Annotated in this window: 21 protein-coding genes; 9 read left to right on the plus strand and 12 right to left on the minus strand. The window is 69.2% G+C overall.

Annotated elements, in window-relative coordinates; translation table 11 throughout:
• The first annotated feature begins 10 nt into the window (after positions 1-10).
• From AC1D29_RS09010 to AC1D29_RS09040, 7 genes are all read left to right on the plus strand, one after another.
• A complete protein-coding gene (locus tag AC1D29_RS09010; RefSeq protein ID WP_477896350.1) occupies positions 11-934 on the plus strand; it encodes a family 2A encapsulin nanocompartment shell protein in 924 nt (307 codons plus the stop codon).
• The gene (locus tag AC1D29_RS09015; RefSeq protein ID WP_477896352.1) at positions 909-2,711 is read left to right on the plus strand and encodes a family 2A encapsulin nanocompartment cargo protein cysteine desulfurase; all 1,803 of its coding nucleotides are present in this window, start codon (positions 909-911) and stop codon (positions 2,709-2,711) included. The genes AC1D29_RS09010 and AC1D29_RS09015 overlap by 26 nt, the downstream gene beginning before the upstream one ends.
• Positions 2,712-2,714: 3 nt before the next feature.
• Positions 2,715-3,590 (plus strand): TauD/TfdA dioxygenase family protein, encoded by an 876-nt coding sequence (locus AC1D29_RS09020; RefSeq protein ID WP_477896354.1) that lies wholly within the window; start codon positions 2,715-2,717, stop codon positions 3,588-3,590.
• 2 nt (positions 3,591-3,592) lie between these two features.
• A complete protein-coding gene (locus tag AC1D29_RS09025; RefSeq protein WP_477896356.1) occupies positions 3,593-4,600 on the plus strand; it encodes an ABC transporter substrate-binding protein in 1,008 nt (335 codons plus the stop codon).
• A gap of 1 nt (position 4,601) precedes the next feature.
• Complete coding sequence (locus AC1D29_RS09030; protein ID WP_477896358.1) at positions 4,602-5,402, plus strand: ABC transporter ATP-binding protein; 801 nt, start codon at positions 4,602-4,604, stop codon at positions 5,400-5,402.
• Positions 5,399-6,262 carry an ABC transporter permease gene (locus AC1D29_RS09035; protein ID WP_477896360.1) on the plus strand — a complete coding sequence of 288 codons (864 nt, stop codon included), beginning with the start codon at positions 5,399-5,401 and terminating at the stop codon, positions 6,260-6,262. The genes AC1D29_RS09030 and AC1D29_RS09035 overlap by 4 nt, the downstream gene beginning before the upstream one ends.
• Before the next feature lie 106 nt (positions 6,263-6,368).
• The gene (locus tag AC1D29_RS09040; protein WP_477896362.1) at positions 6,369-7,376 is read left to right on the plus strand and encodes an aldo/keto reductase; all 1,008 of its coding nucleotides are present in this window, start codon (positions 6,369-6,371) and stop codon (positions 7,374-7,376) included.
• Between the two features lie 261 nt (positions 7,377-7,637).
• Here AC1D29_RS09040 and AC1D29_RS09045 read toward each other — a convergent pair whose 3' ends face one another.
• The 8 genes from AC1D29_RS09045 to AC1D29_RS09080 all read right to left on the minus strand — a co-directional run bounded on the left by AC1D29_RS09045 (position 7,638) and on the right by AC1D29_RS09080 (position 17,709).
• Entirely contained in the window at positions 7,638-8,315 is a 678-nt protein-coding gene (locus tag AC1D29_RS09045; protein ID WP_477896364.1) for a lectin, read from the minus strand.
• Between the two features lie 2 nt (positions 8,316-8,317).
• The gene (locus AC1D29_RS09050; protein ID WP_477896366.1) at positions 8,318-8,788 is read right to left on the minus strand and encodes a c-type cytochrome; all 471 of its coding nucleotides are present in this window, start codon (positions 8,786-8,788) and stop codon (positions 8,318-8,320) included.
• A 26-nt stretch (positions 8,789-8,814) separates the two neighbouring features.
• Entirely contained in the window at positions 8,815-10,284 is a 1,470-nt protein-coding gene (locus AC1D29_RS09055) for an SMP-30/gluconolactonase/LRE family protein (protein ID WP_477896368.1), read from the minus strand.
• A 5-nt stretch (positions 10,285-10,289) separates the two neighbouring features.
• Positions 10,290-10,673 (minus strand): hypothetical protein, encoded by a 384-nt coding sequence (locus AC1D29_RS09060; protein ID WP_477896370.1) that lies wholly within the window; start codon positions 10,671-10,673, stop codon positions 10,290-10,292.
• Positions 10,670-11,047, minus strand: coding sequence for a hypothetical protein (locus AC1D29_RS09065; protein ID WP_477896372.1), 378 nt, complete (start codon positions 11,045-11,047; stop codon positions 10,670-10,672). Before AC1D29_RS09065 ends, AC1D29_RS09060 begins: the two co-directional genes overlap by 4 nt.
• Positions 11,044-12,483 (minus strand): DUF1501 domain-containing protein, encoded by a 1,440-nt coding sequence (locus tag AC1D29_RS09070; protein ID WP_477896374.1) that lies wholly within the window; start codon positions 12,481-12,483, stop codon positions 11,044-11,046. The genes AC1D29_RS09065 and AC1D29_RS09070 overlap by 4 nt, the downstream gene beginning before the upstream one ends.
• A gap of 8 nt (positions 12,484-12,491) precedes the next feature.
• Entirely contained in the window at positions 12,492-14,978 is a 2,487-nt protein-coding gene (locus AC1D29_RS09075) for a DUF1549 and DUF1553 domain-containing protein (protein ID WP_477896376.1), read from the minus strand.
• 139 nt (positions 14,979-15,117) lie between these two features.
• The gene (locus AC1D29_RS09080; RefSeq protein WP_477896378.1) at positions 15,118-17,709 is read right to left on the minus strand and encodes a TonB-dependent receptor; all 2,592 of its coding nucleotides are present in this window, start codon (positions 17,707-17,709) and stop codon (positions 15,118-15,120) included.
• Positions 17,710-18,030: 321 nt separating this feature from the next.
• Here AC1D29_RS09080 and AC1D29_RS09085 point away from each other — a divergent pair, with 321 nt between their 5' ends.
• A complete protein-coding gene (locus AC1D29_RS09085) occupies positions 18,031-18,525 on the plus strand; it encodes a rhodanese-like domain-containing protein (RefSeq protein WP_477896380.1) in 495 nt (164 codons plus the stop codon).
• Positions 18,500-19,192, plus strand: a complete 693-nt coding sequence (locus AC1D29_RS09090; RefSeq protein ID WP_477896382.1) for a cytochrome b/b6 domain-containing protein — start codon at positions 18,500-18,502, stop codon at positions 19,190-19,192. Before AC1D29_RS09085 ends, AC1D29_RS09090 begins: the two co-directional genes overlap by 26 nt.
• Before the next feature lie 25 nt (positions 19,193-19,217).
• Here the strand turns inward: AC1D29_RS09090 and AC1D29_RS09095 are convergent, their stop codons facing one another.
• From AC1D29_RS09095 to AC1D29_RS09110, 4 genes are read right to left on the minus strand one after another with little or no spacing between them, the layout of a single operon-like run.
• On the minus strand, positions 19,218-20,201 hold the full coding sequence (locus AC1D29_RS09095) for a Bug family tripartite tricarboxylate transporter substrate binding protein (protein ID WP_477896384.1): 984 nt from the start codon (positions 20,199-20,201) through the stop codon (positions 19,218-19,220).
• A gap of 34 nt (positions 20,202-20,235) precedes the next feature.
• Positions 20,236-20,919, minus strand: a complete 684-nt coding sequence (ligK, locus tag AC1D29_RS09100) for a 4-carboxy-4-hydroxy-2-oxoadipate aldolase/oxaloacetate decarboxylase (protein ID WP_477896386.1) — start codon at positions 20,917-20,919, stop codon at positions 20,236-20,238.
• A gap of 2 nt (positions 20,920-20,921) precedes the next feature.
• Positions 20,922-21,950: an amidohydrolase family protein gene (locus AC1D29_RS09105; protein WP_477896388.1), complete on the minus strand. Its 1,029-nt coding sequence runs from the start codon at positions 21,948-21,950 to the stop codon at positions 20,922-20,924.
• Positions 21,947-22,663, minus strand: coding sequence for a substrate-binding domain-containing protein (locus AC1D29_RS09110; RefSeq protein WP_477896390.1), 717 nt, complete (start codon positions 22,661-22,663; stop codon positions 21,947-21,949). The genes AC1D29_RS09105 and AC1D29_RS09110 overlap by 4 nt, the downstream gene beginning before the upstream one ends.
• Positions 22,664-22,679: the final 16 nt, after the last annotated feature.

The following is a 22,679-nucleotide window of genomic DNA, read 5'->3' on the forward strand; positions in this document are numbered from 1 at the left end:
CTCTTTCCCCATGGCTGACACTCCCCAACTCGCGCTCAGCGACACCGCCGCGCGGCAACTTGCGAACGCGACGAAAACCGTCCCGCAGCTCTCCACCATCACGCCGCGCTGGCTGACGCATCTGCTGCAGTGGATCCCGGTCGAGGCCGGCATCTACCGCCTCAACAAGGTGGCTGACCCCGAGGCCGTCAAGGTCGCCTGCGCCAAGCGCGACGAGGCCGAGCTGCCCGTCACCTTCGCCGACTACGACGCCGCGCCGCGCGAGTACTTCCTGAACGCGGTCGCCACCGTGCTGGACGTGCACACCCGCGTGTCCGACCTGTACAGCAGCCCGCACGACCAGATCAAGGAGCAGCTGCGCATCGTCATCGAGACGATCAAGGAGCGCCAGGAGTCCGAGCTCATCAACAACCCCGACTACGGCCTGCTGGCCAACGTCGCGGACGAGCAGCGCCTGTCCACGCTGACCGGCGCACCGACGCCCGATGACCTGGACGACCTGCTGGGCAAGGTCTGGAAGGAGCCCGCCTTCTTCCTGACCCATCCGCTGGGCATCGCCGCCTTCGGCCGCGAGTGCACGCGCCGCGGCGTGCCGCCGCCCACCATCAGCCTGTTCGGCAGCCAGTTCCTGACCTGGCGTGGCATCCCGCTGATCCCCAGCGACAAAGTGCCGGTCAACGACGGCAAGACCAGCATCCTCCTGCTGCGCGTGGGCGACAAGCGCCAGGGCGTCGTGGGCCTGTACCAGCCGGGCCTGCCGGGCGAGCAGGGGCCGGGCCTGTCGGTGCGTTTCATGGGCATCAACCGCAACGCGATCGCCTCCTACCTGATCAGCCTGTACTGCTCGCTGGCGGTGCACAGCGACGATGCGCTGGCCGTGCTCGAAGACGTGGAAGTGGGCAAATACCATGAGTACCCTGACACCTACCGCTGACGTGGCCGAGAGCCCGTTCGACGTGGCGGCACTCGGCCGGCTGGCCAACGAGCTGTTCGGCAGCCTGGGCGTCGGGTCGCTGCCTTCGGCCCAGCCGGTGCAGTCCGCTGGCGGCCTCAACGTGCCGGCCAACCCGCTGCCGCCGGGCTTGCCCAGCGGCCCGCTGCCGCAGTCCACCACGACGCAGTTCGGCGGCTTCGGCGCCGCGGCGCCGGGGTTGAATCTCATGCCGACAGGGCCCGACCAGGCCGCTGCACTGGCAAGGCCGTCACCCGCCCGCGCGCCGCATGCGCAGGCCGGCAACGGCGTGCCCGACGTGCTGCTGACCAGCGTGCCCGGCATCTACGGCCGCGCCGGCGGCCAGCTGCTGGGCGTGCCGCAGCAGATCGCGCCGCCGCAGCGTGAAGCGGTTCCCTCGGGCTACTACTTCGTTCAGCCGGCCGAGCAGTCACTGCAGCAGCCTTCGCTGTATGTGCTGGACCTGCAGCCACGCCACCCTGGCGTCACGGGCCATCACGCCGGGGAGTTGCCCAACAAGCATGCGCTGCAAGGCCAGCGCGTGCCGTTCGACGTGAACGCCATCCGCCGCGACTTCCCCATCCTGGCGGAGCGCGTCAACGGCAGGCAGCTCGTCTGGTTCGACAACGCGGCGACGACGCAGAAGCCCCAGGCCGTCATCGACCGGCTGAGCTACTTCTACGCGCACGAGAACAGCAACATCCACCGCGCTGCGCACACGCTGGCCGCGCGGGCGACGGATGCCTACGAAGGTGCTCGCAAGACGGTCGCGAAGTTCGTCAACGCGCGCTCGGCGGACGAGGTCATCTTCGTGCGCGGTGCGACGGAAGCCATCAACCTGGTTGCCAACACCTGGGGCGAGCAGCACATCAGCGCGGGTGACGAGATCGTCGTCTCCCACCTGGAGCACCACGCCAACATCGTGCCCTGGCAGCAACTCGCCGCCCGCAAGGGCGCGCACCTGCGCGTGATCCCGGTGGACGACACGGGCCAGGTGATCCTCAGCGAAGCGCAGAAGCTCCTTGGCAGCCCCCGCGCCAGGCTGCTCGCGGTCACGCAGGTCAGCAATGCGCTCGGCACCGTCGTGCCGGTGCAGGAGCTGGTCGGCATCGCGCAGCGGCAGGGTGTGACGACGCTGGTGGACGGCGCGCAGTCGGTGTCCCACCTCGCGGTGGACGTGCAGGCCATCGGCTGCGACTTCTTCATCTTCAGCGGCCACAAGATCTTCGGCCCCACCGGCATCGGTGCGGTCGTCGGCCGCAAGGCCGTGCTGGACGCCATCCCGCCTTGGCAGGGGGGCGGCAACATGATTGCGGACGTGACGTTCGAGCGCACCGTGTTCCAGCCGGCCCCGGCGAAGTTCGAGGCTGGCACCGGCAACATCGCCGATGCCGCAGGTCTCGGCGCCGCGCTGGACTACGTCTCGCGCGTGGGCCTGCACCACATCGCCCGCTATGAGCACGACCTGCTGGCCTACGCGACCGAAGCCGTCCGCCCCATCCCGGGCCTGCGGCTCATCGGCACCGCGGCGGACAAGGCCAGCGTGCTGAGCTTCGTGCTGGCCGGCCACGAGACGGCGGCCGTGGGCAAGGCGCTGGCGGAAGAGGGCATCGCGGTGCGCTCCGGCCACCACTGCGCCCAGCCCATCCTGCGCCGCTTCGGCGTGGAGGCCGCCGTGCGGCCGTCGTTCGCGTTCTACAACACCTGCGACGAGATCGACCACTTCGTGTCGGTCGTGCGCCGCCTCGCGAGGGCCTGAACCATGAGCACCGACGCCCTGACCCGTCAGCGTGTGGAGATCCGCCCGCTGCCCGGCAGCTTTGCTGCCGAGGTGGTGGGCCTGGACCTGAGCCAGCCGCTCGCCTCCGACGACTTCCGCCGCATCCACCGCGCGCACCTGGATCACCATGTGCTCGTCTTCCGCGACCAGCGCATCAGCCCGGAGCAGCAGATCGCCTTCAGCCGCCGCTTCGGCGCGCTGCAGATCCACGTGCTGCACCAGTTCCACCTGACGGGCCACCCGGAGATCCTCATCGTCTCCAACATCGTCGAGAACGACCAGCCGGTCGGCCTGGGCGACGCGGGGCACTTCTGGCACTCGGACCTGTCGTACAAGGAAACGCCCAGCCTGGGCTCCATGCTGCTGGCGCAGGAGCTGCCCAGTGAGGGCGGCGACACGCTGTTCGCCGACCAGCACGCGGCCTGGGTGGCGCTGCCGCCGGCGTTGAAGCAGCGCGTGCGCAACCTGAAGGCCGAGCACTCCTACCTGGCCAAGTACGAGGAGCTGCGCGAGCGCAGCCCCTGGCGGCCCAAGCTCAGCGACGAGCAGGTCGCGCAGGTCTTGCCCGTCGTGCAGCCCGTGGTGCGCACGCATCCGGAAACAGGCCGCCTGGCGCTGTTCGTCAGCGAGCACTTCACGACCCGCATCGTCGGCCTGCCCGAGGACGAGAGCCGCGCGCTGCTGGCCGAGTTGTTCACCTACGGCACGGCACCCGAGCTGCAGTACCGCCACCGCTGGCAGCCGCACGACATGGTGTTCTGGGACAACCGCTCCGTCACCCACCTGGCCGCCGGCTGCCCGCCGCAGCTGCGCCGCCGCATGCATCGCACCACGATAGAAGGCGACAAGCCTTTCTGACCATGAAGCTCACACAAACGCTGCGCCGCCTGGCGCTCACCACCCTCATCGCGCTGCCCCTGGCCGCTCAGGCCGAAGGCCGCATTCGCATCGCCGAGCAGTTCGGCATCGTCTACCTTCTGCTGGACGTGGCCAAGGACCAGGGCCTGATCCAGAAGCACGGCAAGTCGCAAGGCCTGCCCGACGTGCAGGTCGAGTTCGTCGAGCTTTCCGGCGGCGCGGCCGTCAACGAAGCGCTCCTTTCAGGCGGCATCGACATCGCCGGCGCCGGCGTGGGCCCGCTGCTGACGATCTGGGACCGCACCAACGGCAAGCAGAACGTGCGCGGCGTCGCGTCGCTGGGCAACTTCCCCTACTACCTCGTCAGCACCAACCCGGCGGTGAAGACCATCGCCGACTTCGGCGACAAGGACCGCATCGCCACGCCGGCCACCGGCGTGTCCGTGCAGTCGCGCATCCTGCAGCTGGCGTCCGCCAAGCTGTGGGGCGACGCGCAGTTCAACAAGCTCGACCGCCTGCAGGTCGCGCTGCCGCACCCCGAGGCGACGGCCGCCCTCATCAAGGGCGGCACCGAGATCAATGCCCACTTCGGCAACCCGCCCTTCCAGGACCAGGTGCTGGCCGGCAACCCGCAGGCCCACATCGTGCTGAAGAGCTACGACGTGCTGGGTGGCCCGGCGTCGGCCACGGTGCTGTACACGACGGAGAAGTTCCGCAAGGACAACCCGAAGACCTACAAGGCGTTCACGGACGGGCTGGCCGAGGCGGCCAGGCTGGTCAAGGCCGACCCCGAGAAGGCGGCCGACATCTATCTGCGCACCAACAAGAGCAAGGTCGACCGCGCGCTGCTGCTGAAGATCATCAAGAACCCTGAGGTGGACTTCAAGCTGACGCCGGAGAACACGTTTGCGCTGGCGGACTTCATGCACCGCGTGGGCGCCATCAAGACCAAGCCGGCTTCGGTGAAGGACTACTTCTTCGACGACGCCCACCTCGTCGGCGGGAGCTGACATGGTCGCCACGGCCCTGCAGGAACAGCAGGCGGTGGAGGCCGTGGCCTCGCCGCTGCTGCAGGTGCGCAACCTGACGCTGGCGTACCGCAGCGAGCAGCGCACCATCCGCGCCACGCACGAAGTCTCCTTCGACGTGCAGCAGGGCGATCGCTTCGTGCTGCTGGGCGCCTCCGGCTGCGGCAAGAGTTCGCTGCTGAAGGCGGTGGCCGGTTTCCTGCAGCCGCGCTCGGGCGAGATCCTGCTGCAAGGCCAGCCCGTGCGCGAGCCGGGGCCGGACCGTGTGGTCGTCTTCCAGGAGTTCGACCAGCTGCCGCCCTGGAAGCGCGTGCTCGACAACGTCGCCTTCGGCCTCATCGCGTCGCGCCAGTGCGGCAAGGATGAAGCCCGCGAGCGCGCCGCCCAGGCATTGGCCACGGTCGGCCTGACGCGCTTTGCCGACGCCTTCCCGCACCAGCTCAGCGGCGGCATGAAGCAGCGCGTGGCCATCGCCCGCGCGCTGGCCATGCGCCCGCGCGTGCTGCTGATGGACGAGCCCTTTGCCGCGCTCGACGCGCTGACGCGGCGCAGCCTGCAGGAGGAGCTGCTGCGGCTGTGGGGCGAGCTGGGCTTCACGCTGCTGTTCGTCACGCATTCCATCGAGGAGGCGCTGCTGATCGGCAACCGCATCCTGCTGCTGTCGCCCCACCCGGGCCGCGTGCGCGCGGAGCTGGACGCCGATCAATTCGACCTGGGCAGCGTCGGCAGTGCCGCCTTCCAGGCGCAGCAGCAGCGCATCCACCGCCTGCTTTTTGAACCATGAGCTACGTCCACCCCCGCCCCGAGTTCGAGCGCGAGTTGCCACCGCTGCCGGCGTTCGCGGCGCCCGCGCCGCTGGGCCGCGTACAGCGCCTGTGGCAGCGCGACGGCGTCCGCCAGGTGGTCGTGCTGGTGCTCATCGCGGCGTTGTGGGAGCTGGCCGCGCGCTGGGCCGGCAATGACTTGCTGCTGCCGGGCTTCCTGCAGGCCGCGCAGGCCTGGTGGGACGACTTGCGCAACGGCGAGCTGCTGATGCGCACCGCCGCGTCGCTGTCGCTGCTGCTGCAAGGCTATGCGCTGGGCGTCGTGCTGGCGCTGACCTTGTCGGCGCTGGCCGTCGCCACGCGGCCCGGGCGCGACGTGCTGGTCACGCTGACTTCGCTGTTCAACCCGCTGCCGGCCATCGCGCTGCTGCCGCTGGCGCTGCTGTGGTTCGGCCTGGGCCAGGGCAGTCTCGTCTTCGTGCTGGTGCACGCGGTGCTGTGGCCGCTGGCGCTGTCGACGCTGTCGGGCTTCCAGGGTGTGCCCGAGACGCTGCGCATGGCCGGCCGCAATTACGGCCTGCGCGGGCTGCGCTACGTGCTGCAGATCCTCGTGCCGTCGGCGCTGCCGGCGATCCTGTCGGGGCTGCGCATCGGCTGGGCCTTCGCCTGGCGCACGCTGATCGCGGCCGAGCTGTTCTTCGGCGCGTCGTCGGGCCGCGGCGGCCTGGGCTGGTACATCTTCCAGAGCCGCAACGAGCTGATGACCGACCGCGTGTTCGCGGGCCTGGTCACCGTCGTGCTGATCGGCTGGCTGGTGGAGCGCTTCGTGTTCGACACGGTCGAGCGGCTGACGGTCAGGCGCTGGGGCGTGCAGCGCTGATGCGGCTGTTGAAGCCGCGTGTCAGCAGGATGGGGTGCCCTGCGCCTGGCTGCTGCCGACGCAGGTTGTCGCCATTACACGAAGGTACTCGCCTACGATCCTTCGAATGAGCCATACGCCTGACCCCCAACGCTACGAACGCCAACCCTACCGCCGCAGCGGGCGCAGCGGGCTGCTGCTGCCCACGCTGTCGCTCGGCCTCTGGCACAACTTCGGTGACGTCGACCGCTACGACACGGCACGCGAGATGGTGCTGGGCGGGTTTGACCGGGGCATCACGCATTTCGACCTGGCCAATAACTACGGCCCGCCGCCCGGCTCGGCCGAGCTGACGATGGGCCGGCTGCTGCGCGAGGAGCTTCACGCCCACCGCGACGAACTCATCATCTCCACGAAGGCGGGCTACCGCATGGGCCCGGGGCCTTACGGCGAGTGGGGCTCGCGCAAGTACATGCTTGCCAGCCTGGACGCGAGCCTGAAGCGGCTGGGCTTGCCTTACGTCGACATCTTCTACTCCCACCGTCCCGACCCAGACACCCCGCTGGAGGAGACGATGGGCGCGCTGGACCACGCGGTGCGCAGCGGGCGCGCACTCTATGTCGGCGTCTCCAACTACTCGGTCGAGCAGACGCGCGAGGCCAGCGCCATCCTGCGCCGGCTGGGCACGCCCTGCGTCATCCACCAGCCGCGCTACAGCATGCTGGATCGCTGGGTCGAAGGCGGACTGCTGGACACGCTGGCCGAGGAAGGGATCGGCTGCATCGCTTTCTCGCCGCTCGCCCAGGGGCTGCTGACGGAGCGCTACCTTGCCTCGGCCATTCCGGCTGACTCGCGTGCGGCGAAAGGTGGCTTCCTGAAGCCCACCGACGTGACGCCCGGCCGCGTGGCCGTGGTGCGCGCGCTCAAGGCGCTGGCCGATTCGCGCGGCCAGACGCTGCCGCAGCTAGCGCTGACCTGGGTGCTGAGGCATCCCGGCATGACGTCGGTGCTGGTTGGCGCCAGCCGGCTGGCCCAGATCGACGATGCGCTCGGCGCGGCCAACGGCGCACCGCTGACGGACGAGGAGCTGGCGACGGTGGAAGCGGCGCTGCGGCTGGAGAAGCAGTCGGCCTAGCCTGGCTGTTCGACGACGTGAGACCGATGCGATGAGGCTCGGGGCGCTCAGATCGCTGGGGCACAACCTGGCGGATTCGTTGGCCGGCGGTGTTGGCTTGCTGATCGGCGTCTACGACATGAACGTCTTTGGCGAGGCGGCAGCCGAGGAGCCTGGTTACATCCACGTCGACTTCCTCACGGCGTCCACGACAGGAGGCCGCGTGTCGCCGGGTCTGCTGGATGCCATCGGGCGTTATCAGCAGGCGCTGCCGCCGCTGAATCAGTTCGCCGCGAAGCAGTACAGCAACCCCGCGCCACCGGTCGCCACCAGCTTGGGCTGGCTGCAGCCGCGGCTGCCGTGGGCGGAGTTCCACGAGGCGTTGCCGCCGCCGGTGCGGTCGAAGTGGCCCAGTTGCACCGAGCCGTCCTCCGCGCCCGACGTGTAGTTCCTGCAGGTCTTGTCGGCGCCCTCGGGGAAGGCGCGGCCCTCCACCGTGGAGCCGGTCAGGATGTCGTGCTCGTTGGGCGTGTCGCCAGCGGCCTTGGGGCGTTCGCCCTTCTCGGTCAGCGCGGTGTTGCGCGTCAGGTTGCTGCCGAGCTGGGCCTGCTCCAGCGTGTCGCCGTGCAGGTGGGCCACGTCACGCGCCACCGGCTGGCCGCGCACGTTGGTCCACGGCCCCTTGCCGATGCGGTCGCGCGCGTTGACGGCGTTCGCGCCCTGCGTGCTGAGGTAGGCGCGCCAGGTCTTGTGCGGGTTGCCCACGCCGTCGGCGAGCTTCTGGCAGTGTGCGTCGGCGCCTTCCAGGCCGCCATAGTTGGCGCCGTTGCCACCGCCCACGCTGGTGACGAAGAAGGTGAAAGGTGGCGGTGGCGGGGCGCTGGCGGCGTTGGCCGGCGGGGTCTGCGCCTGCACGTTGAAGGCGAGCAGGGCGGTCGTGGCGAGCAGCAGTGGCTTCATGATCAATTGCTGTTGCGGTAGTCGTCGTGGCAGGCCTTGCAGGTCTTCTGCAGCGCGGCGAGCTGGGCCTTGACGGCCGCGACATCGCCGCCCTGGGCGACGCGTGCGAGTTCGCTGGCTTCCTTGCCGAAGGCGGCCTGCGCGGCGGCGGCGCCGGACGCGTCGCTGAACAGCGTGGCCTTCACGGTCGTGTCCTTCCAGCCCTTGCCGGTTTCCGTGCCGGCGGCAAACAGCGACGGCAGGCCGGTGTTGGCGACCGCGGCAATCGTGTTGGCCGCGCGGATGACCTCGTCCTTGTTGTAGGTGCCGTCGACATTGGCCTTCACGCGGCCGGCGTTCCAGCCAATGACCTGGTAGGCCGACTGGCGCCACTTGATGAGTTGCTCGGGCTTGGGGGCCTGCTGGGCCTGGACCGAGGTGGCGACGGCGGCGGCCAGCAGCGTGGCCGCCAGCACGGTGAGGATGGTTTTCATCGAGTTCTCTGGTGGAGGGAAAGGGGTTACTTGCCGCGGCCCGTGTAGCCCTGGGCCAGCGTGTCGATGCGGTAGGCGGCGCCGCGACCGACGACGAAGAGCTGCTTCTTGTCCTTGCCGGCAAAGGCGAGGTTCTGGGGCTGCTTGGGCAGCGCGATGACGCCCAGCGCACGCCCCGTCGCGTCGAAGACCTCGATGCCGACGCTGCTGGCGACGAAGAGCCGGCCTTGCGCGTCCACGGCCAGGCCGTCGGCGCCGCTGCTGGGGCCGCCCGGCGCGTCGATGCGCCAGCCGGCCAACCTGGCGAAGTCGCGCCGAGGGCCGAGGTTGCCGTCGGCCAGGACGTCGTAGGCCAGCACATGCTCGCCGGCCGTGTTGGCCACGAACAGCGTCTTCTCGTCGGGGCTGAGCTGGATGCCGTTGGGGCGGGTGATGTCGACGGCCAGACGCTCCAGCAGGCCGGGAGTCCCGGGCTTGAGCCGGTAGACGGCGGGCGGCGCCGTCTCGCCAACCGCGGCAGCCTGGTTGGCGTTGCGGCCGGAGTCGGTGAAGTAGATGCTGCCGTCGCGCGCGACGACCAGGTCGTTGGGTCGGCCGAAGGGCTTGCCGCCCCAGCCACTGGCCAGCGTCCTGGCGCCGGCGCCGACAGTGCCGACGCGCGTGTCGTTGACCTGCACGGCCACCAGTTCGCCGGTGGGCGTCAAGCCCAGACCGTTGGCGCCATTGCTGTCGCGCAGATGCGTGGACAGGCGGCCGTCGGCGGCGATGCGCGTGATGCGCTGGTCCTGCGTTTCGGTGAACAGGAAGCTGCCGTCGGGCAGGCCGATGGGCCCCTCGGTGCCCTTGAAGCCGTCGCCCAGGACGACGATGGGCGTGCCCTCGGCCACGACGCCGGCGATGCCGCTCGTGCGCGCCGGCGCGGGCGCCAGCGCCTGGGCGGCGGCCAGCGCGGCTTCGACGTTGGCGGCCGGTGCGAGGTTGCCGACAGTGGCGACGACGCGGCCGCTGCGGTCGAGCACGAAGCTGGTCCGCTCGGCGCGCGCATGCGTGATGTCCTGGCCCTTGGTCGTCTTGCGGCCCGCGGGCGTCTCGGTCGTCGCGATGTCGAAGGCGCGGGCGATGCGCCCATCGGCGTCGGACGCGACGGTCAGCTTGCCGGCGCAGGTCTCGGGGTCGCTGGAGAACTCGCGCAGGCGCTCGATGCCGTCGCCGGACACGCCGATGACGGTGGCGCCGGCAGCAGTGAAGCGGGCGAGGTTCTCGGCGAACTCATGCGCCTGCAGATTGCAGCCGCCGGTGAACGCGGCCGGGTAGAAGTAGACGACGACGGGGCCTTTGGCCAGCGCGTCCTTCAGCTGCACGTCGACGGTCTTGCCGGCGAGTGCCGCGCTGGCGCGGAAGTCCGGTGCGGCATCGCCGGGCTTGAGGGCGGCCTGGGCAGCGCCGGTGAAGGCGAGCGCCAATGACAGGCCGAGGGTCTTCTGGAAGAGGTTCATGGCGTTCAGGGCAAGGGCTTGTAGGGGTCGTGGCAGTCGTTGCACGCCAGCGCGATGGCGCGCGCCGATTGCGCGGCGGCGGCGATGTCGCCCTGGGCCACGTGGGCGGGGATGGCCGCCGCCAGCCGCTCGCCGTCGCGCGAGAAGCTCACGGCGTCGGCCGCCGGGTAGTCGCGCTCGAAGTACAGCGCCATGTCGGCGTAGAGCTTTTGCAGCGCCTGCGCATCGGCCACGGCCTCGTCCTTGCGGCCGGCGGCCAGGTGCTTTTGCACGCTGACGGTCTTGCTGTCGATGGCGCGCATCCAGAGGCCCAGGTCCAGCCGCGAGGCGGCCTGGGTCAGCGGTGCGACGAGCAGGGCCGCGAGGGCCATCAGGGTCAGGCGTTTCATTTCTTCTTGTAGACCTCGTGGCAGGTCTTGCAGCTGCGCGTCAGGTCGCTCAGGCGGTCCATGGCCGCGTCGTAGTTGCCGGCCTCGACGGCCTCGACGATGGCGTTCGCGTGCGCCTGGGATTTGCGCGAGAAGTCCACGCCGCGGGCGGCATCGGCCTTGGCGCTGAAGTGGCCCTCCACCTGCTGGAAGTAGCGGGCCAGCTCCTTGGCGTCGTCCAGCGCCTTGCGGTCTTGCAGGCTGATGCGCGAGTCGAGGTTGTGCAGCGTCTCCTCGGCCTCGCGCATGTCGTCGGCCGTGAGCTGGCCTTGGGCGGCCAGCACGGTGCCGACGACAAGCAGGGGCAGGGCGAGCGCGAGAACGCGAACGATCAAGCCAGGATCTCCTTGATGACGTCGCCGAACACGGTGGTGGCCTTCTCCGCGCGGCCCTGGTGGGCGAACACCAGCTTCTTGTGGTTCAAGCCCAGCTGGTGCAGCAGCGTTGCCTGCAGGTCGTAGGTGTCGACGATGCCGGTCTCGGCACGCAGGCCGATCTCGTCCGTGCCGCCATAGGTGCCCGGCTTGATGCCGCCGCCGGCGATCCACTGCGTGTAGCCCCAGGGGTTGTGGTCGCGGCCGTTGCCGCTCTGGCCATACGGCGTGCGGCCGAATTCAGAGGCCCAGACCACCAGCGTCGTGTCCAGCAGGCCGCGTTCCTTCAGGTCGGCCAGCAGCGCGCCGACCGGCTGGTCCACCTGCTTGCACATGACGGCGTGGTTCTTCTCCAGGTTGTTGTGCGCGTCCCAGCTGTCGACGCTGTTGTCCGGCGCGCCGGAGATGACATGCACGAAGCGCACGCCGCGCTCCACCAGGCGGCGGGCGCGCAGCAGCGAGGTGCCGTACTCGTCGGTCTCCTTGGTGCCGATGCCGTAGGCCGCCTTGGTCGCCGCGGTTTCCTTGCTCAGGTCCACGGCCTCGGGGGCCGAGACCTGCATGCGGTAGGCCAGGTCATAGCTCTTGGCGCGGGCCAGCAGCTCGGTGTCGCCGGGGTAGCGCGAGGCATGGTCAGCGTTCAGCGCGCTCAGCAACGCCAGCTGTTCTTTCTGCTCCTTCTCGGTGATGCCTTCGGGGCGGGCCAGGTGCAGGATGGGCGAGTCGCCCTTGCGGAACGGCGTGCCCTGCAGCGCGGCGGGCAGGAAGCCGCTGCTCCAGATGACTGCGCCGCGGCCGCCGCCGGCCGCACCCACGCCGGTGGGCAGCACGACGAAGGCGGGCAGGTCGGGGTTGGCCGAGCCCAGGCCGTACTGCACCCAGGAGCCCAGCGCCGGGCGGCCCGGCACCAGGCCGGCCGTGTGCAGCTTCAGCGACGCGATGACGTGCGTGCTGCCTTCGGTCTTGCTGCCTTTCAGGAAGGCGATCTGGTCGGCCTGCTTGGCGATGTGGGGCAGCAGGTCGGAGACCCACGCGCCGCTTTCACCATGCTGCTTCCACGTGCGCTTGCTGGCGAACAGGTTGCCCACACCGCCGTCGGTGGCGGTCTTCAAGTCCTTGCCGAAGCTGTCGGGCAGCGGCGTGCCGGCCAGCTTGATCAGCTCGGGCTTGTAGTCGAACAAGTCCAGCGTGCTGGGCGCGCCGGCCATGTGCAGCCAGATGACGGCCTTGGCCTTGGCCGGGTGGTGGGGCTGGCGCGGTGTCGTCGGGTCGAAGAGTTCGCTGGCAAAGGCGGACGAGAGGCCGCCGAAGCTGCCGAAACCGAAGGCGCCCGCGGCTGCTGCACCGGCAGCGGTGCCGAGGAAATGACGGCGGGAATGATCGTGGGAGTGGCTCATGGCTGACCTCAGAAGCGATAGGTGAATTCGTTGGTGTTGACCAGGGTGTGGACCAGGTCGACGAAGGCGGCGGCGCGGGCCTTGCTGGCGCCCTTGGTGGGCGCGCCGGTCGGGGCCGCGGCTGCGGCGGGAGCGGCTGCGCCCCCGTCATCCGCCGCGTCGTCGCCGCCGTCGCCCTTCTTGCGCTTGGCGGCTTGCTGGTCCAGGTAGGACAGGAAGGCGGTGCGCTCGTAGCGGTCGGGCTCGCGCTTGTAGGCGGCCTTGTAGAAGCCGTCGATCTGCTTGGCGAGCTTGGGGTCGACCCCCCAGCCTTCGGGCAGATGCGGCTTCTTCACCTGGCCCGCCTGGGCGACCTGCAGCGTCTCCTGCGCGTTCAGGAAGGCGACGAGCTTTTCCTTTTCCTTCGTCGACGGCTTGCGGGCGAACAGGATCTCGTAGACGCGGTCGATCTGCGCGGACTCGCTGGCCGGTGCCTCCTGCAGCACGCGACCGGCCAGGGCCTGGCTCCAGCCCAGCACCAGGTCGCTGTTGACCAGGGCCAAGGCCTGCGGTGCGGTCGTCGTCACGTCACGGCGGAAGTGCGGCGATTGCGGGTTGGCCCAGTCGAAGGTTTCCAGCAGCGGGTAGGGCGAGTTGCGCAGCACGAAGACGTAGAGGCTGCGGCGGTTGTGGTCGCGTGGGTCCTCGGACGTCTGCCAGCGGTTGCGCTGGCCGCCGATGTCGAAGTTGGTCGGGATGGGCGGGTAGACCGACGGGCCGCCGCGCTTTTCTTCCAGCAGGCCGGAGGCGGCCAGCAGCGAGTCGCGCAGCTGTTCGGCTTCCAGGCGCTGGCGCGGGAAGGCCCACAGCAGCTTGTTGTCCGGGTCGGGCTTGACCTCACGCGCCTCGCTGGCCTGGCGGTAGGTGCTGGAAAGCAGGATCTGCTTGTGCAGCGTCTTCACGCTCCAGCCCTGTTTGACGAAATCGGCGGCCAGGCGGTCGAGCAGCTCGGGATGGGTCGGCTTGGAGCCGGTCTTGCCGAAGTCGGCCGACGTGTCGACGATGCCGCGGCCGAAGAACTGCGCCCACTGGCGGTTGACGAACACGCGCGCCGTCAGGCCGTTCTCCGGGCTCACCAGCCAGTTGGCCAGCGCCGTGCGGCGGCCCGAGGACGTGGCCGTCGGTTCGATCTTCGGCGTCGTGTTGTCGGTCAGCAGCGCCGGCAGGCCGGGTTGCACTTCCTGCAGCGGGCGGTCGTAGATGCCCTTGAACAACACCTTGGTCGGCGGCGAATCCGGGCCCAGCTCGACCATGGTCGAGATCGCGCCGGGGTCCTTGGGCTTGAGCTTGTCGAACTTCTTCAGCTCCTCGCCCAGCTCCTGGTACTTGGCGTAGTTGTCCTTGTCGCGGGTGCGCATCTGGTTCTCGGCATTGCGCGTGCGGCCCTGCATCGTCCAGAGGTTGCGGTGGTAGATCCAGCGGTCGTAGGCGTTGCGCTCAGCGGCCGGCTTGGTGATGGACACGCGCGTCTCGGGCACGAAGCCGGACAGGCGGTCGGTCTCCAGCTTGTCGATGGTGGGCTTGAGCAAAGCCTCGCGCTTCTCGCGCAGGTCCTTAGTGGCGGCCTCCCATTTGGCGAGCTGCGCGTCGTAGTCGGCCTTGGCCTTCCCGGTCAGCGGCGAGACGTCGTCCTTCCAGCTGGCGTTGGAGAAGAAGGCCTGGAACTGGTAGTACTCCTGCTGCGTGATCTTCTCGGTCTTGTGGTCGTGGCATTGGGCGCAGCCCAGCGTCGTGCCCAGGAACACGGCGGAGACGGTGTCGGTCAGGTCGTTGGCGACTTCCTGCTTCTTCAGGTTCAGGTCGCGCGCGTTGATCTCGTCCGGCAGGTTGCGCAGGAAACCGGTGGCGATCAGCGCCTCGGTCTTGTCGGGCCACAGTTCGTCGCCGGCCAGCTGTTCCTTGACGAAACGGTCGAAGGGCTTGTCGGCGTTGAAGGCGTTGACGACGTAGTCGCGGTAGCGCCAGATGTTGGGCCGGGTGCCGTCGGTGTTGTAGCCGTCGCTGTCGGCGTAGCGGCTCAGGTCCAGCCAACGGCGCGCCTGGCGCTCGCCGTAGCGCGGCGACGCGAGCAGGCGCTCGACCAGCTTCTCGTGCGCCTTGGGCGACTTGTCGTTGACGAAGGCATTCACTTCCTCCGGCGTGGGCAGGAGGCCCCAGGTGTCGAGCGTGGCGCGGCGGATGTAGGCGCGCCGGTCGGCCTCGGCCGAGGGTGCAATGCCTTGCGCCTCCAGCTTGGCCAGCACGAAGGCGTCAAGCGGCTCGCGCACCCAGGCCTTGGCCTTGACGGCCGGCGTGGCGACCTTGGTGTTGAGCGGCGTGTACGACCACGGGCGCTCGCTGCCCTTGACGAAGCCGCCGGGGGGCGCGTAGTCCTCGGCGGGACTGAGGGTGGTGACGCATGCCAGCAGGGCAGCAAGAGCGACACGAGAAAGAGGGGCGATCCGGAACTTGGGCACGTAGGTCTCCCGGGAGATGAACTGGAAGGGTCAGCGCAATAAACGCGCCAGCAAAAACGGCGCGGAGGGCGGCAAATCGGGGCTGGATTTGCGGGGGCGCCAACAGCGCTGTTGACGCGCTGTTGATTCCTGAACAGGGTTACAACTTGGCCATGAACTGGATGCCCACGCTGCGCGGTATGGCCGGTGTGTAGCTGGTGCTGCTGCGGCTGCGCACGGTGTCGTCGTCGAAGAGGTTCTTGACGAGCAGGGTCACGTTGAAGCTCTTGTTGCGCGTGCCGAAACCGATGCCGGCGTCCACCGTCGTGGTCTTGGGCACCACGGAATAGGCCGACAGGCTGACGTCCGAGTAATAGGACGAGGAGAACGCCACGTTGGCCGTGTAATTGATCTCCTTGTCACCCCAGACGGCCTGGCGATAGTCCAGGCCGACGTTGCCGGTGTACTTGGCCGCACCGGCCAGCGGCTGGCCGCTGATGTCGGTGTAGGGCGAGGAGCCCGGGTAGGCGTCCTCGACGCGTTGGGCCGCGTTCGGGAAGGACTTGTACTTGGCGTCGTTGTAGGCCGCCGAGAAGCGCACGGTCAGGTCGCGGATGCCGCCGTAGACGCCGTCGATCTCCAGCCCTTTGACCTCGACCTTGGGCGCATTGCCGGTGGCGCTGGTGTAGTAGCGCGTGCCGTCGTTGGTCTGCGTGGTCGTGTAGCTGTCCAGGATGCGGACGCTCTGCTGGTAGTCCTTGATGCGGGTCAGGAAGACATCGGCGTTCAGGATCAGCGTCTTGTTCAGCAGCGCCGACTTGAAGCCCAGCTCGAAGCTGTCGGTCTTCTCGGCCTTGACCGGCGTGGAGATGCCGTTGACGAATTGGGCGATGCCGGCCTTCTCGCCATGCTGCAGCGAGGCATAGCCGGTCAGGTCGCGGCTGAACTTGTAGCTCGGGCTCAGCACCCAGGCCGGCTGGGTCGCCTTGAACGGCTGGGCCTCGGTGGTCGGGAACAGCACGCCGATGTTGGCCTGGCGGATGGCCTTGGCGTCGGCAATCTGGCGGCGTTGCGCGGCCGTCAGTGCGGCATAGGTCTGCACGTTGAAGTACTTGGCTGCGGTGGCGTTGGCCAGGGCGATCTGCTCGGCCGTGTTGCCGGCGGCGAGGTCGCCAGTCGCGTTGGTGGCGAAGCCGCCCAGGGCCACGCCGTTGACGCTGACCGGGTTCAGCTCGGGTGCGCTGCCGTCGCTGGTGATGCGGCTGGCGCCGGTGTTGCGGCGGTCCTCGCGGGTCAGGCGGGCGCCGGTGGTCACGGTCAGCGCGTCGCTCAAATGCCAGTTGGCCTGGGCGAAGATGGCGGCACTCTGGTTGCGGATGTCCTGCACGCCGGTCGGGCTGTTGTAGGAGGCCTTCACGTTGGCCAGCGTGTTGCGCAGCAGGTCGCGGCCGGCGCCGTCGGCATCCAGGCGGGCGTATTGCGCGTTGTTGGCGAACCAGGCACCGGCGTCGTTGCCCCACCAGCGGCGGTAGTCGGCCGTGTTGTTGACCTTGATGAAGTAGAGCCCGGCCTGGTAGTCGACGAAGCCGCCGGGGGCGGACGTCAGGCGCAACTCCTGCGTGGCCTGGCGGTAGTCGTTCCAGAAACCGCCGGCATTGCGGTAGACGTCGAACGGCGTCGCGTCGTCGTTCACCGCGTCGAAGTGGTAGCTCTTGAAGGCGGTGATGGAGGTCAGCGTGTGGCCGGCGACCTGCCAGTTCAGGTCGGCCGTCGCGCCCGAGCTGCCGGTGACCAGGCCGCGCACCGAGTCGGTGGTCAGCAGGTTCTGGTAGTCGGCCAGGGAGTAGCCCGTGTTGTCCTTGAACCAGCGACGGCCCAGGCGCTGCTCGTTGGTCAGCGAGGTGATGGGCGCGCCGTTGGAATAGGTCGTCGGCGGGTTGACGACGGGGAAGCTGCGGCCGTTGGTGGTCTCGCCGGCACGCGGCTGCAGGTCGAAGGCGAAGCGGGCCTTGAAGTCGGGCGAGGGCGTGACGAGGAACTGCACGCGGCCGGAGATGCGGTCGGTGTTGGTGTAGCTGACGTCGCGGTTGTAGGCGTTCTTGATGTCGCCCGCGCCGCGGTTGGCCGAGAAGGTGCCGCGCCAGGCGACGAGGCCGTCGACGATGGGGCCGCCGATGGCCGCGGTGGCGAACACGCCATCGCGCTGCCGGAAGCCCAGCGTGAAGTCGGCCGTCGGCGTGAAGCTCGGGCGCTTGGTGGTGAAGATGATGTTGCCGACGCTGGCGTTCTTGCCCAGCAGCGTGCCCTGCGGGCCGCGCGTGACCTCGATGGTGTCGATGTCGACGAAGTCGAAGCTGGAGGTCAGCGCGTTGTAGGCGTAGGAGACGCCGTCCACGATGATGCCCACGCTGGGATCCTGGGCCTCGGTCTGGCCGATCTTGCCGATGCCGCGGATGGAGATGGAGCTGGTGCGCTGGTTGCCGAGGTTCCAGCTGACGTTGGCGGCGCGCTTGGTGATGTCGTCGATGCCGACGGCACCCAGGCGGTCCAGCTCGCCGCCTTGAATGACGGAGATGGACAGCGGCACGTCCTGCAGCTTCTCGATGCGATTGCGGCTGCGCACGGTGACGGCGCCGAGGGCCTGAGTGTCGTCGGCGGGCGGCGTGGCGTCCTGCGCGAGTGCGCTGCCGGCGGCCAGCGTGGCGATGAGGGCGGTCAGTGGACGCAGGCGAAAGCGGTGTGATTGGGTCATGGGTGAAGTGAACGGAGGAAGGTTTGCCGATCACTTCTTTGCAGCAAGCGTGCCCAATACGCTGGGCTTCTAAGCTGCTGCGCTTCTCGTTGGCAAACGGGGTTTGGCGCCGTTTGGGACGGCTTTGCGGCCATGGGGCCGGGTCTTGCTGCCGCCCGCTTGCACGGCGGTGTTGACGGATCAACAGCGCGGCAGCAGAGGCTGCTGTCGAGCGCGCAGTTCTGACGGGCGCGGCCGGCTTTCGGGCCTGTCCGGCGCCCGTCCGGGCTGGCACGGAAGCTGCGCTGTGCGCTGCATCCGTCACTTCTGCTGAGTCGCCCCATGAAGAAACTCGCCACCCTCGCCCTCGTCGCCTTGCTCGGCGCGAACACGCTTGCCCAGGCCCAGACCACCGCAGCCTCCGCGCCCGCCGCGGCCGCCGAATGGAAGTACAAGACCAAGCGCCTGAAGGCCGTCGAGGTCGACGCGCTGCTGGCCCAGCCCGAGAAGCTGCTGGTGCTGGACCTGCGCCGCCCGGACGAGCTGATCAAGTACGGCAGCTTCCCGGTCTACCTCAACATCCAGAACAGCCAGCTCGACAAGCAGCTCGCCTACCTGCCCAAGGACCGCGTCATCCTGACCGTGTCCAACCACGCACAGCGCGCCGGCCGCGCGGGCGACATCCTGGCCGACAAGGGCTACAAGGTCGCCGGCGCCACGGGCAGCGAGGACTATGAACAGGAAGGCGGCAAGGCTGTCGCCCACATCCAGCCGCCTGCGCCGCGCGCCCAGGCCGCCGCGGGAGGCACCGATGTCGCCGCAGCCCGCCAGCCTTGACCGCCCGGCGGCGGCGGCCGACGTCGTCGTCTGGGACCTGCCGCTGCGGGTCTTCCACTGGGCCCTGGTGCTGCTCGTGTCCAGCGCCATCGCCACCGGCCTGGCCGGCGGCGCGTGGATGACCTGGCATGCGCGCGCGGGCCAGGCCATCGCGGCTCTGCTGGTGTTCCGCCTCGCCTGGGGCTTGTGGGGCACGCGCTATGCGCGCTTCGCGCAGTTCTGGCCCTCGCCCGCGCGCGTGCTGGCCTACCTGCGCGGGCGCTGGCAGGGGCTGGGCCACAACCCGCTGGGGGCGCTATCGGTGCTCGCCGTGCTGACGCTGCTGGTGGCGCAGGTGCTGACCGGCCTGATGGGCAACGACGAGATCGGCTTCGCGGGGCCGTGGTCGGACTGGGTGTCCGAGGACACCAGCCTGCAGCTCACCGGCTGGCACAAACTCGCGGCCAAGCTGCTGTATGCCTGGCTGGGCCTGCACACGCTGGCCATCGCCGCCTATGTGCTAGTGCGGCGCCAGCCACTGCTGCGCGCCATGTGGGTGGGCCGCAAGCCGGGCCAGCCGGGCGACGCGCTGGCCTCCGCTGAGCGGCCACGCTGGCCGCTGCTGCTGCTGTCGCTGGCGCTGGCCGCCTCGGTCTGGTGGCTGCTGCGGACCTCGGGGCTGTCGTAGCCCCTGCGGTCGCGGGCGGCGCCCCTCAGTCCAGCGCGACCTTGGCGCGCTTGATGACGTCGGCGTACTTGGCCGACTCCGCCGCGATGAAGGCGGTGAACTGCTCGCGCGTCACGGGGAAGGGCTCATAGCCGAAGGCCGCGTAGCGCTCCTTGATGTCCGGCTCGGCCAGCGAGGCGGCGATGTCCTGGTTGATCTTGTCGGCCACGTCCTTGGGCAGGCCCTTGGGCGCGGCGATGGTGGTCCAGCCAGTCACCTCGTAGCCGGCTGGGCCGCGCGACTCGGCCACGGTCGGCAGGTCGGGGAAGGCGCTGTGCCGCTGCGGCGCGGTCACGGCGATGAAGCGCAGCTTGCCGGAGCGGTACAGCGCGCCGGCCGTGGCCAGCGAGCCCAGCGCCCAGCGCAACTCGCCCGTGGCCACGCCGGTGTAGAGCAGCGAGGTCTCTTTGTAGACGACGTGCTGCATCTGCGTGCCACTCATCGCCTCCAGCAGCGCCGAGCCCAGGTGCACCGGGTTGCCGACCGACCAGGAGCCGTAGTTCAGCTCGCCGGGGTGAGCCTTGGCGTCGGCCAGGATGTCGCCGACGGTCTTGTAGGGGCTGTTGGCCGCAACCGCGACGAAGAAGTAGGTGCGGAACAGCGGCGCCACGGGCTCGAAGTCGTGCACCGGGTCATAAGGCAGTTTCTTGAACAGGTGCGGGTAGGCGACGAGGTGGACGTTGTCCAGCTGGATCAGGTCGGTGCCGTCGGTGGCGCCGCGCTTGAAGGCGTCGATGGCGATGAAGCCGTTGGCCCCCGGCCGGTTCTCGACGATGACCGGCTTGCCCCAGCGGCGCTGCAGCTTCTCGGCCAACACGCGCAGCACGGCCTCGGGGCCGGAGCCGGCGGGGAAGGGCGTCAGGATGCGCACCGGCTTGGTCGGGAAGTCCGTGGCCAGGGCCGGGGCGGCCAGCACGGCCGCGGCCAGCCCCAGCAGCAGTTGGCGGCGCAGCATCTTTGTCTTCACCATCGTCGTCTCCACTCGTTGTGTTTGAGGTCGTGATTCAGTCGATGTAGCGCAGCCCCGCCTTGGCCAGAGGCTCGCGCATCTTGTACATGTCCAGCCCGAGCACGCCAGACGCGAGCTGTTCTCGCTTGGCGCCTTCGAGTGCCTCGCGGGCAGCGGCGGCTTCCAGTGTCTGCGCAGCGCGCACGGCCGGCACGCAGACGACGCCATCATCGTCTGCCACGATGACGTCGCCCGGCGTGACCCACATGCCGGCGCAGACGACAGCGATGTTGACCGAGCCCAGCGTCGCCTTGATCGTGCCCTTGGAAGAGATGTAGCGGCTCCAGACGGGGAAGCCCATCTCGGCCAGCGTCTTCACGTCGCGCACGCCGGCATCGATGACCAGCGCCCGCGCGCCACGGGCCTGGAAGGATGTGGCCAGCAGGTCGCCGAAGTAGCCGTCGCTGCACTCGGCCGTCAGCGCCGCGACGACGATGTCGCCGGGTTGGATCTGCTCGGCGGCGACATGCATCATCCAGTTGTCGCCCGGGTGCAGCAGGACGGTGACCGCCGTGCCCGACACCTGGGCGCCGGCGTAGATGGGCCGCATATAGGGTTTGAGCAGGCCCACGCGGCCCATGGCCTCGTGCACGGTGGCCGAGCCATAACGGGCCAGGCCATCGGCGGCAGCGCGCTCGGCGCGCTGGATGTTGCGGTAGACGACGCCGAGTTCGTACATGGTCAAAGTCCCTTTGACTTCAGTTGCGCATCCAGGCGCGGGAACACGCGGCGGGCATTGCCCTCGTAGACCGCGTGGCGGTCCGCGTCGCTGAGGTTGGCCGTCGCCTGGACGTAGCGCTTGGTGTCGTCGTAGTAGTGGCCGGTCTCGGGGTCGATGCCGCGCACGGCACCGATCATCTCGGACGCGAACAGGATGTTCTTCACCGGAATCACCTTGGTCAGCAGGTCGATGCCGGGCTGGTGGTACACGCAGGTGTCGAAGAAGATGTTGTTCAGCAGGTGTTCGCTCAGCAGCGGCTTCTTCAGCTCCTGCGCCAGGCCGCGGAAGCGCCCCCAGTGGTAGGGGACGGCGCCGCCGCCGTGCGGGATCAGGAACTTCAGCGTCGGGAAGTCCTTGAACAGGTCGCTGGTCAGGCACTGCATGAAGGCTGTCGTGTCGGCGTTCAGGTAGTGGGCGCCGGTCGTGTGGAAGCAGGCATTGCAACTGGTCGACACATGGATCATGGCCGGGATGTCGTACTCGACCATCTTTTCGTAGATGGGATACCAGTGCCGGTCCGACAGCGGCGGCGACGTCCAGTGGCCGCCGGACGGGTCGGGGTTCAGGTTGATGCCGACGTTGCCGAACTGCTCCACGCACTTGACCAGTTCGGGGATGCAGGTCGCCGGGTCCACGCCGGGCGACTGCGGCAGCATCGCCGCCGGCACGAAGTGGTCGGGGAAGAACTGCGCGACGCGGTGGCAGAGCTCGTTGCAGATCGCGGCCCAGGTGCTTGACGTCTGGAAGTCGCCGATGTGGTGGGCCATGAAGCTGGCACGCGGGCTGAAGATGGTCAGGTCCGAGCCGCGCTGCTTCATCAGCTTGAGCTGGTTGGTCTCGATGGACTCGCGCAACTCGTCGTCGCTGATCTTCAAGTCGGCAGGCGAGGGTGCCCGGCTCGGATCCTTCAGGCCGGCGATCTGCAGGTCGCGCCAGGCGCCCAGGGCCGCCGGCGCCGTCGTGTAGTGGCCGTGAACGTCAATGATCATGGTTGGGGTTTGTCTCGGGAGGAATGATTCGGGGCGTCCATGCCATGGGCGCGTTTCAGTGCCGCCGTGGCGTCGCTGGCCATGAACGCCAGCAAGGCCTGCGCGGCGTCGGCTTGCGTGCTGTGTGCGCCGACCGCGCCGGTGAAGGTCGTGACGATGTCCAGCGCGGGCGGCAGGCCGCCCAGCAGCGTGATGCCGGCCAGGCCTTGCAGTTCGGTGAGCTGCTGGAAGCCGATCTCGGCGTCGCCGTCGGCCACCAGCCGGCCCACGGGCACGCCGGGGCTTGCCTGCACGAGGCGGGCCTGCAGCGTGTCAGCCAGGCCCCAGCGTTCGAAGATCTGCAGCAGCGCGCGGCCGCTGGGGCCGGTGGAATAGCCGATGCTGCGCGCGGCCAGCAGGCTGCGGCGCAAGGCGTCTTCGGACGCGATGTCCGGCCGCTGCGCGCCAGCGCGCACGGCCACCGCCACGCGCGAGTCCGCCAGCGCGCGAGGCGACCGCGCCAGGCCTTGCGCGGCCAGCGCCGCCAACGCGTCGTCGGCCAGCACGATGACGTCGAACACCTCGCCGGCCTGCACGCGCTTGGCGGCATCGACGCCGCCGACGGACTCCAGTCGCACGGTCACGCCGTGCGCGCGCTCATAGGCCTGCGTCAGTGCGAGCAGCAGTGGCTTGGTGGCCATGGAGGACAGCAATGCGATGGCGGCGTGGGGCATGGGCAGGGGCAGTAGC

Source organism: Roseateles sp. P1_C6, from assembly GCF_056406315.1.

What these genes read in the sequence shown, in the direction of transcription:
- AC1D29_RS09010 (WP_477896350.1), top strand. Translation starts at nt 11, where the DNA reads ATGGCTGACACTCCCCAACTCGCGCTCAGCGACACCGCCGCGCGGCAA.
- AC1D29_RS09015 (WP_477896352.1), top strand. Translation starts at nt 909, where the DNA reads ATGAGTACCCTGACACCTACCGCTGACGTGGCCGAGAGCCCGTTCGAC.
- AC1D29_RS09020 (WP_477896354.1), top strand. Translation starts at nt 2,715, where the DNA reads ATGAGCACCGACGCCCTGACCCGTCAGCGTGTGGAGATCCGCCCGCTG.
- AC1D29_RS09025 (WP_477896356.1), top strand. Translation starts at nt 3,593, where the DNA reads ATGAAGCTCACACAAACGCTGCGCCGCCTGGCGCTCACCACCCTCATC.
- AC1D29_RS09030 (WP_477896358.1), top strand. Translation starts at nt 4,602, where the DNA reads ATGGTCGCCACGGCCCTGCAGGAACAGCAGGCGGTGGAGGCCGTGGCC.
- AC1D29_RS09035 (WP_477896360.1), top strand. Translation starts at nt 5,399, where the DNA reads ATGAGCTACGTCCACCCCCGCCCCGAGTTCGAGCGCGAGTTGCCACCG.
- AC1D29_RS09040 (WP_477896362.1), top strand. Translation starts at nt 6,369, where the DNA reads ATGAGCCATACGCCTGACCCCCAACGCTACGAACGCCAACCCTACCGC.
- AC1D29_RS09045 (WP_477896364.1), bottom strand. Translation starts at nt 8,315, where the DNA reads ATGAAGCCACTGCTGCTCGCCACGACCGCCCTGCTCGCCTTCAACGTG.
- AC1D29_RS09050 (WP_477896366.1), bottom strand. Translation starts at nt 8,788, where the DNA reads ATGAAAACCATCCTCACCGTGCTGGCGGCCACGCTGCTGGCCGCCGCC.
- AC1D29_RS09055 (WP_477896368.1), bottom strand. Translation starts at nt 10,284, where the DNA reads ATGAACCTCTTCCAGAAGACCCTCGGCCTGTCATTGGCGCTCGCCTTC.
- AC1D29_RS09060 (WP_477896370.1), bottom strand. Translation starts at nt 10,673, where the DNA reads ATGAAACGCCTGACCCTGATGGCCCTCGCGGCCCTGCTCGTCGCACCG.
- AC1D29_RS09070 (WP_477896374.1), bottom strand. Translation starts at nt 12,483, where the DNA reads ATGAGCCACTCCCACGATCATTCCCGCCGTCATTTCCTCGGCACCGCT.
- AC1D29_RS09080 (WP_477896378.1), bottom strand. Translation starts at nt 17,709, where the DNA reads ATGACCCAATCACACCGCTTTCGCCTGCGTCCACTGACCGCCCTCATC.
- AC1D29_RS09085 (WP_477896380.1), top strand. Translation starts at nt 18,031, where the DNA reads ATGAAGAAACTCGCCACCCTCGCCCTCGTCGCCTTGCTCGGCGCGAAC.
- AC1D29_RS09090 (WP_477896382.1), top strand. Translation starts at nt 18,500, where the DNA reads ATGTCGCCGCAGCCCGCCAGCCTTGACCGCCCGGCGGCGGCGGCCGAC.
- AC1D29_RS09095 (WP_477896384.1), bottom strand. Translation starts at nt 20,201, where the DNA reads ATGGTGAAGACAAAGATGCTGCGCCGCCAACTGCTGCTGGGGCTGGCC.
- ligK (WP_477896386.1), bottom strand. Translation starts at nt 20,919, where the DNA reads ATGTACGAACTCGGCGTCGTCTACCGCAACATCCAGCGCGCCGAGCGC.
- AC1D29_RS09105 (WP_477896388.1), bottom strand. Translation starts at nt 21,950, where the DNA reads ATGATCATTGACGTTCACGGCCACTACACGACGGCGCCGGCGGCCCTG.
- AC1D29_RS09110 (WP_477896390.1), bottom strand. Translation starts at nt 22,663, where the DNA reads ATGCCCCACGCCGCCATCGCATTGCTGTCCTCCATGGCCACCAAGCCA.